Here is a 15,392-nt window from a genome sequence, read left to right as displayed (position 1 = left end):
CGGGCTCCTACCTAACCGAGCAGCAGCGATCGATTTCTTCACCCTCCCCTGGAGGGGGAGGGTCGCCTCACGACGAGCGAAGCGAGACGTGAGGCGGGGTGGGGTGATCTCTCCACAAGCACCAGCATCCGTGGCCTCACCCCACCCCGCTCGCCCGCTGCGCGGTCGATCGACCCTCCCCCTCCAGGGGAGGGTGGACAGGGCACGTGCCGCTCCACCTTGACCTCGCCCGCCTGATCCGCTTGCTTGTCGACCCAACGTCGTCAACCTCCCGGGAAGAAACTCCATGTCCTTCGTGCTGGCCATCGATCAGGGCACCACGTCCTCGCGCGCGATCGTGTTCCGCTCCGACATCTCGATCGCCGCGGTGGCGCAGCAGGAATTCCCGCAGCATTTCCCGGCGTCGGGCTGGGTCGAGCACGAGCCGGAGGACATCTGGACCTCGACCGTGATGACCTGCCGCGACGCGCTGACAAAGGCGGGCCTAGCTGCAAAGGACATCGCCGCGATCGGCATCACCAACCAGCGCGAGACCACCGTGGTATGGGACCGCGCCACCGGCCAGGCGGTGCACCGCGCCATCGTCTGGCAGGACCGCCGCACCGCCGACATCTGCGCGCGGCTCAAGGCGGACGGCCATGAGCCGGATGTCAGCGCCAAAACCGGCCTGATCATCGATCCCTATTTCTCCGGCACCAAGGTCGCCTGGATTCTCGACCACGTGCCGGGCGCGCGCGAGCGGGCGGACCGCGGCGAGCTGATGTTCGGCACCGTCGACTGCTACCTGCTGTGGCGCCTGACCGGCGGCAAGGTGCACGCCACCGACGCCACCAACGCGTCGCGCACGCTGCTGTTCAACATCCACACCGGGCAGTGGGACGAGACGCTGTTGAAGCTGCTGCGCGTGCCGCGCTCGATGCTGCCCGAGGTGAAGGACTCCTCCGCCGATTTCGGCACCACCACGCCCGACCTGTTCGGCGGTCCGATCAAGGTCGCGGGCATTGCCGGCGACCAGCAGGCCGCGACGATCGGACAAGCCTGCTTCACGGCGGGCATGATGAAGTCGACCTATGGCACCGGCTGCTTCGCGCTGCTCAACACCGGCGCCACGCCGGTGAAGTCGAACAACAAGCTGCTGACGACCATCGCCTATCAGTTGGGTGGCGTCCGCACCTACGCGCTCGAAGGCTCGATCTTCGTCGCCGGCTCGGCGGTGCAATGGCTGCGCGACGGGCTCGGCATCATCAAGCATGCCGCCGAGACCGGCCCGCTCGCCGACAAGTCCGACTCCATGCAGTCGGTCTATCTGGTGCCCGCCTTCGTCGGCCTTGGCGCGCCGTATTGGAATCCGCGCGTGCGCGGCGCGCTGTTCGGCTTGACCCGCAACACCGGCCCGGCCGAGCTCGCGCATGCGACGCTGGAAAGCGTCTGCTATCAGACCTACGATCTGTGGGCGGCGATGCGCGCCGACTGGCCCGATGCGTCCGCGGCCACGATCGTGCTGCGCGTCGATGGCGGCATGACCGCCTCGGACTGGACCATGCAGCGTCTCGCCGACCTGCTCGACGCACCGGTCGACCGTCCCATGATCCAGGAGACCACCGCGCTCGGCGCCGCCTATCTCGCCGGCCTGAATGCGGGCGTCTATCCGGAGCCGGAGAAGTTCGCCGACAATTGGCGGCTCGAGCACCGCTTCCGGCCGGCGATGAGCGCGGCGACCCGGCAGCGCAAGCTCGCCGGCTGGGCGCGCGCCGTGAAGGGCGTGCTGGCGAGCGACGAGGGCGAGTAGGACGCTCACGTCCCACAGCAGCTAAGCCAGGAACGCAGCAAGGTCGGCATTGACCTGCTTCATGTGGGTCACGAACAGCCCATGCGGGCCGCCGGGATAGACCTTCAGCTCGGCGCCCTTGATGCCCTTGGCGGTCGGCCGTCCCGTCATGTCGAGCGGCGCCGAGACGTCCTTGTCGCCGTGCAGGATCAGCACGGGACGGTCGATCTTCGCAAGCACCGGCCGCAGGTCGGTCGCGATCAGCGCGCGGTTGGTGGCGACCGCGACGGGAATGGGCATCTGGCGCATCATCGCCGCGACCCATTCCATCATCTGCGGCGAGGCGTCCTTCGTGAAGAACGGCAGCTTGTTGTCCTCGATCCATTTCGGAAAGTCGCTCTGCCACGCGGCCCAGCACTGCTCGAAATAGCCGTGGGGCGCGCCGAGCGCATTGTCCGCGGTCTGCAGCGGAAACGGCGTCGTCGGTCCGAGCATCGCGATGCGCGAGATGCGTCCCGTGCCGTGCCGCGCGACGTAGTTGAGGATCTCGTTGCAGCCCATGGACATGCCGACCAGCGCGACGTCATCAAGGTCGAGCTGCGCGATGACCTCGGCGATGTCGTCGGCCAGGCGGTCGAGCTCGTAGCCGCTGCCCGGCACGTCGGAGCGTCCATGGCCGCGGCGGTCGAAGGCAATGCAGCGCAGCCCGCGCTGGCTGAGATCGGAGATCTGGTAGGTCCACATCGCGCTGGTCAGCGCCCAGGCATGTACGAACAGCACCGGCCGGCCGCTGCCCCACTCCTCGTGATAGAGCGTCACGCCGTCGCTGCAGCGGATACGCGGGCGCGCCGCGGTCGGTGCGGCGGCGAGGCTCGCTCCCGTCGCCGCGAAGCTGGCTGCTGCCGCGGTCAGCAGCACGTCTCGTCGTTGCATGGGCATGGCTCCTGATGTTGAATGCGCCGACCATGCCGGGACCGCTGTGCGGTTCCAATTACGTCCGGGGTAAGCAAGTTGCCGATCACTCTTCAATCAGGTCGTCTAGAGTGACCATTCCCGACGGATATTTCGACGTCCCACCCGGCAAGGTCGCGGCCGTGGTGACCTCGTTGGAAATGCTGGCACCGCCAGTGCTGCCGCCCGATCCGATCGGCGACTGGAGCATTCGCCGCGTCGCGCAGCCCGATCTCGCTTGGTACCGCGACCTCTATGCCCGCGTCGGCTGGGAGTGGCTGTGGTCGCAGCGCACGCGTATGAGCGATGCGGAGCTTGCCAAGACGATTCGCGCTGACGGAGTCGAGATCTACACGCTCGTCCATGATGGCGGCGACGAGGGCCTGCTGGAGCTCGACTTCCGCACCAAGAACGATTGCGAGCTGGTGCTGTTCGGCGTCACGTCGAAGCTGATCGGCACCAGCGCCGGCCGCCTGCTGATGAATCACGCACTGCGCCGCGCCTGGGCGCAGCCGCTGACGCGGCTCTGGGTCCACACCTGCAGCTTCGATCATCCGCGCGCGCTCGCCTTCTACCAGCGCTCCGGCTTCCGGCCCTATCGCCGCCAGATCGAGATCGCCCCCGATCCGCGCCTCGACGGCACGCTGCCGTGCGATGTCGCACCGCATGTGCCGCTGCTCGCCTGAACATGGGAGCTGACAACGGCGCCGAACGGCGCTTCAATGCGCCGCACAGGAGGATAACCGATGTTCCTGATCGGCCAATACGACTCGCCTTTCGTCCGTCGCACCGCGATTGCGCTCAGGCTCTACAGCCTGCCGTTCGAGCACAAGCCGTGGTCGACCTTCGGCGATGCCGACAAGATCGCGCCGTACAATCCGCTGCTGCGCGTGCCGGTGCTGGTGCTCGACGACGGCGAGGCGCTGATCGATTCGGTCGCGATCCTCGACCATCTCGACGAGACCGTCGGGCCCGAGCGCGCGATGCTGGCGCGGAGCGGCGCGCTGCGCCGCAGGCAGCTGCATACGATCGCGCTCGCGACTGGCTTGGGCGACAAGGCCGTCAGCCTGATCTATGAGCGCGTGCTGCGCAAGGACCGCCTGGCCCTGTGGGTCGCGCGTTGCGAGACGCAGATCTCGGGCGTGCTGGCGATGCTAGAGGCGGAGCGCGCCGCAATCACGACAGACTACTGGTATGGCGAGCGAATCGGCCATGCCGACATTGCCGTCGCCTGCGTGCTGCGCTTCACACGCGAGGCGCATCCGCATCTGTTCGACGCCACGCGCTATCCGGCGCTGGCCGCGCATGCCGCAAGGTGCGAGGCGCTGCCGCCATTCCAGGAGATCGTCCAGCCGCTGGCCCCGCCGAGCGGGGATTGATGGAGTCCATCGAGACGTCAGACCGTGCCGCTTGCTCGGTGCTCACCCTCCCCTGGAGGGGGAGGGTCGCCTCACGATGAGCGAAGCGAAACGTGAGGCGCGGTGGGGTGATCTCTCCATCAGCAGCAGTGCTCGTGGCTTCACCCCACCCCGCACGCCCGCTGCGCGTGCGAGCGACCCTCCTCCTCCAGGGGAGGGTGGGCAGCAGCGCGCGAGGCGTGGGCCGCACGGCGCGCCCCTCACGGCCGGAAATACACGTCCACCTTCATGCCCACCGCGAACGGGCCCGGCTCGGCCAGATCGACCAGCACCTCGACGACATCGACATCGGTCATGTTGCGCTGGCTGAGCGCAGCAGCGCGGCTGCTCTCGACCAGGGGGGCGATGGCGGCGACCTTGCCGGCGACGTCGCGGCCGCGGAAGGCGTCGGAGCGGACCACGGCCTGCTGGCCGACCTTGATTTTGTCAAGGTCGCGCTGGTCGAGCTCGGCGCGCACGCGCAGCGACGACGTGTCGCCGAGCAGCACCATCGGCTGGGTCGCCTGCGGCGAGGCGATCTCGCCGGTGCGCGCATTGACCTGCAGCACCGTGCCGTCGAGCGGTGCGCGGATGGTGAGCTTTTCCAACGTGGCGCGGGCGCCCTGCAGTTCGCTGCGGGCGACGTTGAGCTGGCCCTCGGCGCTGATCGGCAGTGGCGCATCAGCGGTGACCTTGCGCAGCTCGTCGGCCTGCTGCTCCAGCTTCGCCTGCGCGACTGTCAGTTGCGTGCGTGCGGTGTCGACATCGGCATCGGCGCCGTGCCCTGCGCGCCGCTCGGCCACCGCCTTGTCGAGCGCAGCACGCGCGTCGAACACGGCCGCCTGCGCGTCGGCGACGCCGTCTTCGGCCCGGCGCCGCGGACCCGCGCCAGACGGTGTCGACTCCTTGTTGCGCACGCGCTTGCGCATCGCGACCTGCGCCTCGGCGCTGGCGAGCTGCGCGCGGGCTTCGGCGTCGCCGAGCCGCACCAGGGCCTGGCCGGTGAACACGGTCTCGTTCGGCTTGACCAGCACCTCCTGGATCGGCCCGACCACGGGGGCGCCGAGCTTGATCAGGCCGGATGCCGGCTCGACCCGGCCGGGCGCGACGGCCAGCCAGCGTTCCTCCTGGGCATTGGCGGCGCGCGCTGTCGGTGGAATCGAGGTCGGCGTGACGGTGATAGCAAGTGCGGCCGCTGCGACGAGCCCGAGCAGGTGAGCGCGTTCTGGAATTCCCGATATCATGCGTGCGAGACTTTCTTCATGGACTCGCCGCCGCTCTCCTCGCGGACGATGCGGCCGTCCTCGATGTGAATGACGCGATTGGCGAACGGCAGGATGCGCGGATCGTGCGTGACCACCAGCACTGCGCGTGAGGGATCCTTGGCGATGTCCGCGAGCAGGGTCATGATCGCATGGCCATTGGCCGTATCGAGCGCGCCGGTCGGCTCGTCGGCGAGAATGACCTGCGCTTTGCCGACGATGGCGCGGGCGATCGCGACGCGCTGCTGCTCGCCGCCCGAGAGCTCGCGCGGGAACGACCGCTTCTTCGGACCGAGGCCGACCCTGTCGAGCACCTCGCGCGCCGCCTTCTTCGCAGACCCCGCGCGTTCGCTGCGCACATCGAGCGCGAGCCGCACATTGTCCTCGGCGTTCAGCGTCGGAAACAGATGATAGGATTGGAAGATGAAGCCGATGCGCTCGCGGCGCAGCTTCGCCAGCGCCTCGGGATCGAGCCCCGCGACCGGCTGGTTGGCAACCCGCACGGCACCGCCATCCGGCGTCATCAGGCAACCCAGGATCGACAGCAGCGTCGTCTTGCCGCTGCCCGAGGGGCCCATCAGCAGCGCCAGCTCGCCGCCCTTCAGCGACAGGCTCACGCCCTTCAGTGCCTGCACCCTGCCGGCCCCCTGGCCGAGGTGATGCACGAGATCGGTGGCCTCGAGCACGGTGTCGGTCATCGCGAGAATACCAGGGTCGGGTCGATGCGCATGACCTTGAGGATCGCCGCGATCGCCGAGCCGACGCACATCGTCACCGTCAGCACGAACAGCGCGACCGTCAGCGTTGGTGTCATGATGACCGGCAGCGCCGATTCCGCGGTCGCCGCCGCCACGATCTTGCCGATCGCCGCAGCGCCGGCGAAGCCGACGATGGCGCTGAGCAGCGCCTGCCAGATGATGACGGTGTAGATGTAGCGGCTGGACGAGCCGATCGCGCGCAGGGTCGCGAACTCGTTGATGTGATCCTTGGTGCTGGAATAGAGCGTCTGCGCCACGATCACGGTGCCGACGATGAGGCCGAGCAGGGCGCCGGCGAACAGCGCGGCACCGGCGCCGGTGCCGAACAGCCAGAACGAGCGGCTGCGGCTCGCGAACTCGGCTGCGGTCAGCACCTCGACATTGGACAGGCTGTCGCGCAGCGCCCGCTGCACGGTCCAGAGGTCGGCCTCGGCCGCCAGCTTGACCACCAGATAGGACGCCTTGTTCGAGGCGATGCCGGTATAGGCGCGGGCGCGGTCGACGTCGGTGAACACGTAAGGCGTTGTCGTGAACGAGCGGATGCCTTTGGTGACAGCCATCACCTGCACCTTCTGGTCGCGGAGCTCCGCAGCCTGGCCGGCGCCGCCGACGCCGAGCCGCTCGAAATAGGTCTGGTCGATGGCGACCGCGCCCGGCACGGACAGGTCGTCCAGCCGTCCCTCCACCACGTTCCAGGGATGCAGCCCGAGCCCGCGCAGCTCCGAGCCGACCACGAAGACCGGCGTCGTGGTGCCCTGCGGCAGCCGCCATTGCGCATAGCCGATCACCAGCGGCGTCGCCTCCGCCACTCCAGGAACCGCCAGCGCCCGGAACCGCTGCCGCTCGTCGAGCAGCGAGGGATCCTCGAAGCATTTGGTGCCGACCGGCATGATCCACAGCTCGGCCGGGGAATGGTCGATCATGGTCGTGACCATGCGGCGGAAGCCGACATAGAGGCCCATCTGCACGGTCACCAGCACGATCGAGAAGATGATGCCGATGATGGTGGCAATGAAACGAAGCCTGTCATGGAACAGGTTTCGGGACGCAAGCCTGAACTGCAACGACATGAACGAAAAACCACCCGGAGGCCCCGGCGGCATTTCAGCCGGTTAGCGGGGATAAGTCCACGCTGCATCGCATGGCGCCGGCTGTGGCGCTTTGTCATTCGCGGCGGCCGTGGCGCGGGGGACACGGGGAGGGGTCACATGCGGTGCTGCCCCTGCGAACGCATATGGGAGGCGACGGCGGTCCGCCATAACTGGTGTCGTCCCGGCGAACGCCGGGATCCATAACCACAGGGAGGTGTCGTGCGCTCGGTATCGACCACGGCGGCCGACAGATGCATCACGCGGTATGGGTCCCGGCGCGAGGCCGGGACGACAGTTTGGGGTGGGAGACTGCGCGCCGGCTACTTTGCGCCGACCGCCTTCTTGCGCCAGGCGAGATGAACGGCACAGGTGCAGCCCACCGGATGGCTCGCGAGCTCGGCGGGTGCGGCGTCGTTGGCCGGAGCGGGCGAAGCGACGGCGCGCGCTGCCGCGTCCGCCTGCTGTCCACTCCTTGCCGGAATGTAGTTCAGGATCGGCGCCAGCCAGCGCTCGGCTTCGGCGACGGTCATGCCCTTGCGCGCGGCGTAGTCCTCGACCTGGTCGCGCTCGATCTTGCCGACGCCGAAATAGAAGCTCTCCGGCGAGGCGAAATAGAGGCCCGACACCGACGAGCCCGGCCACATCGCAAAGCTTTCGGTCAGCCGCACGCCGGCATTCTTCTCGGCGTCGAGCAGCTCGAACAAGGTCGCCTTCTCGGTGTGGTCGGGCTGCGCCGGATAGCCGGGCGCGGGACGGATGCCGTGATACTTCTCCAGGATCAGATCGTCTGGTGAGAGCGCCTCGTCCGGAGCGTAGGCCCAGAACTCGCGGCGGACGCGGGCATGCAGGCGCTCGGCGAACGCCTCGGCGAGCCGGTCGGCCAGCGCCTTCACCAGGATCGAGGAGTAGTCGTCATTGGCGTTCTTGAAGCGGTCGGCGACGGCATCCTCGCCGAGGCCTGTCGTGACGACGAAGCCGCCGACATAGTCCGGCACGCCGGAACCCACAGGCGCGATGAAGTCGGAGAGTGCGGTGTTGAAGCGACCCTCGCGCTTCTCGAGCTGCTGGCGCAGGGTGTGCAGGGTCGCGACCGCCGTGGTGCGGCTGTCGTCGGCATAGAGCACGATGTCGTCGCCCTTGGCATTGGCCGGCCAGAAGCCGATCGCGGCGCGCGCCGTGAACCACTTCTCGGCGACGATGCGCTTCAGCATCTTCAGCGCGTCGTCATAGAGCGCCCGTGCGGCTTCGCCGACCTTGGCGTCGTCGAGAATCGCAGGGAAACGGCCGGCGAGCTCCCAGGTCTGGAAGAACGGCGTCCAGTCGATATAGGGCACCAGCTCGGCGAGGTCGTAATCAACGAAGGTCTTGACGCCGAGGAAGGTCGGCTTCACCGGCTTCGCCTTGGCGAAGTCGATCTTCGGCGCGTTGGCGCGGGCGTCCGCGAGCTTCAGCCGCTTCTTGTCGGCCTGGCCGCGCAGATGCGCAGCGGCGATCTTCTGATACTCGCTGCGAATCTCCGTGGCGTAGGTATCCTTGCGCTCCGGCGACAGCAGCGAGGAGGCGACGCCGACGGCGCGGCTGGCGTCGTTGACATGAACGACCGGGCCATTCCGGTAGTTCGGATCGATCTTGACCGCGGTGTGGACGCGGCTCGTCGTGGCGCCGCCGATCAGGAGCGGCACGTTCAGGCCCTGGCGCTCCATCTCGGTAGCGAGATAGGCCATCTCGTCGAGCGACGGCGTGATCAGGCCGGAGAGCCCGACGATGTCGGCGTTCTCGGCCTTGGCGGTCTCGATGATCTTGGCGGCGGGCACCATGACGCCGAGGTCGATGACCTCGAAATTGTTGCACTGGAGCACGATGCCGACGATGTTCTTGCCGATGTCGTGGACGTCGCCCTTGACGGTGGCGAGCACGATCTTGCCGGCGTTGGAGCGCTCGTTGGCGCGGCCCTTGTTGGCGGCCTTCTCCGCCTCCATGAACGGCATCAGATAGGCCACCGCCTGCTTCATCACGCGTGCGGACTTCACGACTTGCGGCAGGAACATCTTGCCGTCGCCGAAGAGGTCGCCGACCACGTTCATGCCGGCCATCAGCGGGCCTTCGATGACGTCGAGCGGCCGCGTCGAGGCGGCTCGGGCTTCCTCGGTGTCCTGCTCGATGAACTCGGTGATGCCGTGCACCAGCGCGTGGGAGAGCCGCTTGCCGACCGGCCATTCGCGCCAGGCGAGATCGGCCTCCTTGGTCTGCTTGCCCTGGCCACGGAACTTCTCGGCCAGCGCCAGCAGCCGCTCGGACGCGCCGGGGTCGCGGTTCAGCACCACGTCCTCGCACACCTGGCGCAGCTCGGGATCGATGTCGTCATAGACGATCATCTGGCCGGCATTGACGATGCCCATGTCCATGCCGGCCTTGATGGCGTGATACAGGAACACCGAGTGCATCGCCTCGCGCACCGGCTCATTGCCGCGGAACGAGAACGACAGATTCGAGACGCCGCCGGAAACGTGGGCATGCGGCAGGTTCTGCCGGATCCAACGTGTCGCTTCGATGAAGTCGACGCCGTAATTGTTGTGTTCCTCAAGTCCGGTCGCGATGGCGAAGATGTTGGGATCGAAGATGATGTCCTCAGGCGGGAAGCCGATCTGCTCGACCAGGATCTTGTAGGCGCGGGCGCAGATCTCGGTCTTGCGCTTGTAGGTGTCGGCCTGGCCGGTCTCGTCGAACGCCATCACGACGACGGCGGCGCCGTGGCGGCGCGCGATCTTCGCTTCATGGATGAACTTCTCCTCGCCTTCCTTCAGCGAGATCGAGTTCACCACCGGCTTGCCCTGCACGCATTTCAGGCCGGCCTCGATGACATGGAATTTCGAGGAGTCGACCATCACGGGCACGCGGGCGATGTCCGGCTCGGCAGCGACGAGGTTGAGGAAGGTCCGCATCGCGGCTTCCGAATCCAGCAGGCCCTCGTCCATATTGACGTCGATGACCTGGGCGCCGTTCTCGACCTGGTCGCGTGCGACCTGCAGTGCAGCCGTGTAGTCGCCGGCGGTGATCAGCTTGCGGAATTTGGCGGAGCCCGTGACGTTGGTGCGTTCGCCGACGTTGACGAACGGAATGGCGGGCGTCAGCTCGAACGGCTCCAGGCCCGACAGCCGCAGCCGCGGCGCGATCTCCGGCACGGCGCGCGGCTTGTGCGGGGCCACCGCGGCGGCGATCGCGGCGATATGGTCCGGCGTGGTGCCGCAGCAGCCGCCGACGATGTTGACGAGGCCGGCGCTCGCGAACTCGCCGATCAGCCGCGCCATATAGGCCGGCGTCTCGTCATACTGGCCGAACTCGTTGGGCAGGCCGGCGTTGGGATAGGCGCAGACCAGCGTGTCGGCGACACGGCCGATGTCGGCGACATGGGCGCGCAGATCCTCGGCGCCGAGCGCGCAGTTGAAGCCGATCGTCAGCGGCTTGGCGTGACGCACCGAATTCCAGAACGCCTCTGGCATCTGGCCGGACAGCAGCCGGCCGGACTTGTCGGTGATGGTGCCGGAGATCATGACGGGCACGTCGATGCCGCGCTCCTCGGCGAGCTCAGCGATGGCATAGAGCGCCGCCTTGGCGTTGAGCGTGTCGAAGATGGTTTCGAGCAGCAGGATGTCGGCGCCGCCGTCCAGCAGCCCGCGCGCCTGCTCGCCATAGGCAAGCCTGAGATCGTCGAAGGTCACGGCGCGGTAGCCGGGATTGGACACGTCAGGCGAGATCGAGGCGGTGCGGTTGGTCGGGCCCATCGCGCCGGCGACGAAGCGCTGTTTGCCGTCCTCGGCCGCAACACGCGTGGCCGCATTGCGGGCGAGCCGGGCGCCCTCGCGGTTGAGCTCGTAGATGATGTCGGACAGGTCGTAGTCGGCCTGCGCGATCGATGTCGCCGAGAAGGTGTTGGTGGCGACGATGTCGGCCCCGGCGCGCAGATATTGCGCGTGGATGTCCTCGATCGCTTCGGGCTGGGTGAGGATCAAGAGATCGTTGTTGCCGCGGAGGTCGCGATGGAAGTCCTTGAACCGCTCGCTGCGGAACGCGGCCTCGTCGAGCTGCAGCGCCTGGATCATCGTGCCCATGGCGCCGTCGAGAATCAGGATGCGCTTAGCTGCAGCGGCAAGGAAGGCGGTACGCGCTGGGGATACGGGGACGAGCATCAGGCAGCAGCCTTGTTGGCGGACTTCGGACGGATGCCGAGCAGATGGCTGATCGCGAACACGAGGTCGGCGCGGTTCATGGTGTAGAAATGGAAGGTGTCGACGCCATGCTTGGCGAGCTTTTGCACCTGGCCCGCGGCGACGGTCGCCGCGACTAGCTTGCGGGTCTCTGGATCGTCGTCGAGACCGTCGAACTTCTCCGCGAGCCAGTGCGGCACCGTGGTGCCGGCGCGGGTGACGAACCCGCGCGCCTGCTTGAAATTGTGCATCGGCATGATCCCTGGCACGATCGGAATGTCGATGCCGCGGGCGCGGACGCGGTCGAGGTAGCGGAAGTAGAGGTCGTTGTCGAAGAACACCTGGGTGATGGCGCGGGTGGCGCCGGCGTCGACCTTGGCCTTGAGCATGTCGATGTCGGCGTCGAAGTCGCGGCTCTCGGGGTGCTTCTCCGGATAAGCGGAGACCGAGATCTCGATGTCGGGATGGCGCTTCTTGATGCCGGCGATCAGCTCGGGCGAGGTCTGGTAGCCGTCGGCACGGGTGGAGTAGGGCGTGCCGATGCCGCCGGGCGGATCGCCGCGAAGTGCTACGATGTGGCGGACGCCGACCTCATGATAGCGGTCGACGACCTCGTCGATCTCCCGGCGCGAGGCGCCGACGCAGGTGAGATGCGCCGCCGGCAGCAGCGCGGTCTCCTTCAGGATGCGCGCGATCGTGGCGTGGGTGCGCTCGCGGGTCGAGCCGCCGGCACCATAGGTCACCGAGACGAAGCTCGGCTCCAGCGGCGCGAGGCGCTTGATCGAGGCCCACAGCGTCCGGTCCATCTCCTCGGTCTTCGGCGGAAAGAACTCGAACGAGATCTTCGGCCTGGGAATCGCGGTGTGGCCGTCGGCGATGGCGGTGGCGAGGTCGGTCATGGCAACGCAGGTTCCGAATGGGGCGTAAATTTCAACTCAAGAGGGGCGTCCCCCTCGTGATGTGCCAAGATAAGGGAAGTGCGTCGCAAGTGACAGCCCACCGTAAATGGGATTTGGCCCACCGGGCCGCGAATATTGCTGTTTTTGTCGCTGAGCCTGGCTTGATTGTGGGCGAAGAAACATGAGTTATATCAAAGGGTGTCTGTGTGTCCCGGACGGCTCTCGCTGAAATATCCAGTGGGAGATGCCAGATATCATCCTGTATACAGGCGGAATGTCCCAACTTCGTTGCGGTCGATCTCTGCATTCGCGGCAGGTCACGGTCGCGGTCAGCCCATTGTGGCGCGACGCGCAGGCATTAGGTTGGGCCAATGATCCCGCTTTCCGTCCTCGACCTCTCCGTCACCACCACGGCCACCAGGCCGTCGGTGGCGTTGCGCAACAGCATCGATCTGGCCCGCCATGTCGATCAGCTCGGCTACGTCCGCTATTGGCTGGCCGAGCATCACAGCCTGCCGTCGGTGGCGAGCCCGTCGCCCGACATCATGATCGGGCAGATCGCGGCGGTGACGCAGCACATCCGCGTCGGCTCCGGCGGCGTGATGCTGCCCAACCACGCGCCGCTGGTGGTCGCCGAGCGCTTCAAGATGCTGGAGGCGCTGTTTCCCGGCCGGATCGATCTCGGTCTGGGACGCGCGCCCGGCACCGACGGCACCACGGCCTATGCGCTGCGGAGCCGGCTCGACCGCCGCGAGGGCGACGACTTCCTGGAGCGGCTGCATGAGCTGATGCTGTGGGAGACCCGCGAGTTCCCTGCCGGTCATCCCTACAACAACGTCATCGCCATGCCCGACGATGCGCCGCTGCCGCCAATCTGGCTGCTCGGCTCCAGCGACTATTCCAGCGAGCTGTCGGCGCAACTCGGCATGGGGTTTGGCTTCGCGCATCATTTCGCCAGCCACGATGCCGTCGACGCGATGCGAACCTACCGCGCGCATTTTACGCCGTCGCGCTGGCGCTCGCAGCCGCATGCGATCCTGGCGGTCGCGGTGGTGACGGCCGAGACCGACGCCGAGGCTGAGCGGCTGGCGTCGTCGATGGACCTCAACCGCCTGCGGCGCGACCGCGGCCAGTTCCTGCCGCTGCCGAGCCCCGAGGAGGCGGCGGCCACCATGTATACAGACGCGGACCGCGCCTCGATCGCACGCAACCGGTCGCGGCTGTTCGTGGGTAGCCCGGCGACGGTGCGAGCCAAGCTCGATCCGATGATCGCGGCAAGCCAGGCCGACGAGCTGATGGTGATCACGGCGACCTTCGACCACGACGCCCGCAAGCGCTCCTACAGCCTGCTTGCCGACGCCTTCGGCCTGGAGCGGAAGGCGGCGGCGTGAGCATCGACGCCGCGCGTCGCTGGTCTCACCACGTGATCAGGGGCGAGCGATGCAGGAAGCTGTCGTCGCTCACCTGATCCAGGACGAAGCGCGCGACGTCGGCCCGCGCGATCGTGCCGCCATGAAAGTCGGTGAGATCCGTCAGCGCGCGCACTGTGTGTCCGCCCGGCTTGTCGTTCAGCACCGAGGGACGAACGACCACCCAGTCGAGCCCGCTATTGCCGATGATCGCCTCCTGCCGATTCTTATCGGCGTAGACCTTGCGCAGCAGCAGCGGAAAGATCAGCCGGTCGAACAGAAAGCCGCCGTGCCCGGCGCTGTCGCCGGCGCCAATTCCGGTGATGGCAACCAGCCGCGAGACGCGCTCAGCCCGCATTGCGTCGAGCAGCGAGCGCGTCACGGTCGAGAGCAGCGTCACCTCCCGGAATGGACCGGCCGGCGTGCCCAAGGCACTGATGACGGCGTCCTGACCCTTCAGCGCCTTCCGCAACGTCGCTTCGTCGCGGGCGTCACCGACGATCAGATGCGCGCCTTGCAGATCGCCGGCCTTCTCCGGCGAGCGCACCAGCGCGGTGACATTGTCGCCGCGCGCCAGCGCCTCGCGCACGATCAGCCGGCCGGTGCCGCCGGTCGCGCCGAGAACCAGGATGTTCGGCTTCGCGCCATTGGCGCTATCGCGTGTGGAATGAGTCATGATGACCTCCTGAGACTTGGCATGGGACGCGTCCGCGGAGGCGCCCCACAGTTTGGCTTTGGTGGATGATCAGGGCTTGTTGCCGTCAGGCGGCGGTCGCGATGTCAGCGACGAAGTCGCGATAGGAGCGCAGGGGACGACCCAGCAGCGCCGTCAGGCGCGCGACGTCGCCGGCCTCAGGCACCATGCCGTCGGTGAGGAAGCGCTCGGCCATCAGCCGCATGTCGAACGCCATCCAGCTCGGCATGATCTGCCGGAGGTTGGTCTCGAACTGCCTGGCGTTGTCGCCGCCATAGGCGATCGTGCGGCCCAGCACGTCAGACCAGATCGCAGCGGCATCAGCGCCGGTCAGCGTGTCCGGACCGACCAGGTTGATGCGATCGAGCGGCAGCGGCACGGCTGACTGCTCGCGGCGGATCAGCTCGATCGCTGCGATCTCGCCGATGTCGCTGACGTCGATCATGGCAAGGCCCTTGGCTCCGATCGGCATCGGGTAGATGCTGTAGCCGAGCACGACGTCCTTGATCGTGAGATCGTTGGTCATGAAGTAGGCCGGGCGCAGGATGGTGGCGTTCAGGCCCATCTGCTCGATCATCCGCTCGACGGCGAACTTGCCGGCGAAGTGCGGCACGTTGACGTAGACGTCGCTGTGGATCACCGAGAGATAGACGATCCGCGCGATGCCGGCCTCGCGGGCGACGTTGAGTGCGACCAGTGCCTGGGTGAATTCATCGGGCGCGACGGCGTTCAGCAGGAACAAGGTCGAGACGCCCGAAAAGGCAGAGCGCAGCGAATCGACGTCGAGCAGGTCGCCCTGCGCGACCGCGACGCCCGCCGGAAACCTCGCCTTGGCAGGATCGCGGACGAGGGCACGGACGTCGGCGCCGCGCTTGACGAGCTGGTCGACGACGTGACGGCCGACGGTTCCAGTGGCGCCGGTGACGAGGATGGTCATGGGATCACTCCGGGTTGGTTG

Annotated in this window: 12 protein-coding genes; 4 read left to right on the top strand and 8 right to left on the bottom strand. The window is 67.4% G+C overall.

From position 1 onward, the window contains the following. The first annotated feature begins 286 nt into the window (after positions 1-286). The gene (glpK, locus tag QX070_RS02835) at positions 287-1,789 is read left to right on the top strand and encodes a glycerol kinase GlpK (protein ID WP_315734681.1); all 1,503 of its coding nucleotides are present in this window, start codon (positions 287-289) and stop codon (positions 1,787-1,789) included. A gap of 21 nt (positions 1,790-1,810) precedes the next feature. Here the strand turns inward: glpK and QX070_RS02830 are convergent, their stop codons facing one another. Next, positions 1,811-2,701 (bottom strand): alpha/beta hydrolase, encoded by an 891-nt coding sequence (locus tag QX070_RS02830; protein WP_315734679.1) that lies wholly within the window; start codon positions 2,699-2,701, stop codon positions 1,811-1,813. 110 nt (positions 2,702-2,811) lie between these two features. Between QX070_RS02830 and QX070_RS02825 the strand changes: the two genes are divergently transcribed. Both QX070_RS02825 and QX070_RS02820 read left to right on the top strand, forming a co-directional pair. Next, the gene (locus QX070_RS02825; RefSeq protein ID WP_315734677.1) at positions 2,812-3,405 is read left to right on the top strand and encodes a GNAT family N-acetyltransferase; all 594 of its coding nucleotides are present in this window, start codon (positions 2,812-2,814) and stop codon (positions 3,403-3,405) included. 60 nt (positions 3,406-3,465) lie between these two features. Then, positions 3,466-4,098: a glutathione S-transferase family protein gene (locus QX070_RS02820; protein ID WP_315734674.1), complete on the top strand. Its 633-nt coding sequence runs from the start codon at positions 3,466-3,468 to the stop codon at positions 4,096-4,098. Between the two features lie 239 nt (positions 4,099-4,337). Here QX070_RS02820 and QX070_RS02815 read toward each other — a convergent pair whose 3' ends face one another. From QX070_RS02815 to metF, 5 genes are all read right to left on the bottom strand, one after another. Continuing rightward, positions 4,338-5,360 (bottom strand): HlyD family secretion protein, encoded by a 1,023-nt coding sequence (locus QX070_RS02815; RefSeq protein WP_315734672.1) that lies wholly within the window; start codon positions 5,358-5,360, stop codon positions 4,338-4,340. Further along, complete coding sequence (locus QX070_RS02810; protein WP_315734670.1) at positions 5,357-6,076, bottom strand: ABC transporter ATP-binding protein; 720 nt, start codon at positions 6,074-6,076, stop codon at positions 5,357-5,359. The genes QX070_RS02815 and QX070_RS02810 overlap by 4 nt, the downstream gene beginning before the upstream one ends. Next, positions 6,073-7,206: an ABC transporter permease gene (locus QX070_RS02805; RefSeq protein WP_315734668.1), complete on the bottom strand. Its 1,134-nt coding sequence runs from the start codon at positions 7,204-7,206 to the stop codon at positions 6,073-6,075. The genes QX070_RS02810 and QX070_RS02805 overlap by 4 nt, the downstream gene beginning before the upstream one ends. A 341-nt stretch (positions 7,207-7,547) precedes the next feature. After that, positions 7,548-11,414 carry a methionine synthase gene (metH, locus tag QX070_RS02800; RefSeq protein WP_315734666.1) on the bottom strand — a complete coding sequence of 1,289 codons (3,867 nt, stop codon included), beginning with the start codon at positions 11,412-11,414 and terminating at the stop codon, positions 7,548-7,550. Beyond that, positions 11,414-12,331 carry a methylenetetrahydrofolate reductase [NAD(P)H] gene (gene metF, locus QX070_RS02795; RefSeq protein ID WP_315734664.1) on the bottom strand — a complete coding sequence of 306 codons (918 nt, stop codon included), beginning with the start codon at positions 12,329-12,331 and terminating at the stop codon, positions 11,414-11,416. Before metF ends, metH begins: the two co-directional genes overlap by 1 nt. Positions 12,332-12,702: 371 nt before the next feature. Here metF and QX070_RS02790 point away from each other — a divergent pair, with 371 nt between their 5' ends. Beyond that, positions 12,703-13,722: an LLM class flavin-dependent oxidoreductase gene (locus QX070_RS02790; protein ID WP_315734662.1), complete on the top strand. Its 1,020-nt coding sequence runs from the start codon at positions 12,703-12,705 to the stop codon at positions 13,720-13,722. A 25-nt stretch (positions 13,723-13,747) separates the two neighbouring features. Here the strand turns inward: QX070_RS02790 and QX070_RS02785 are convergent, their stop codons facing one another. Next, positions 13,748-14,416: an SDR family oxidoreductase gene (locus QX070_RS02785; RefSeq protein ID WP_315734660.1), complete on the bottom strand. Its 669-nt coding sequence runs from the start codon at positions 14,414-14,416 to the stop codon at positions 13,748-13,750. Between the two features lie 85 nt (positions 14,417-14,501). Beyond that, positions 14,502-15,371 (bottom strand): NmrA/HSCARG family protein, encoded by an 870-nt coding sequence (locus QX070_RS02780; protein ID WP_315734658.1) that lies wholly within the window; start codon positions 15,369-15,371, stop codon positions 14,502-14,504. Positions 15,372-15,392 lie beyond the last annotated feature (21 nt).

The organism is Bradyrhizobium sp. SZCCHNR1093 (assembly GCF_032381175.1).
In the GTDB taxonomy this organism is placed as follows: domain Bacteria; phylum Pseudomonadota; class Alphaproteobacteria; order Rhizobiales; family Xanthobacteraceae; genus Bradyrhizobium.
Note: the sequence above shows the minus strand (reverse complement) of the source record. Positions and strands in the feature narration are given on the sequence as shown.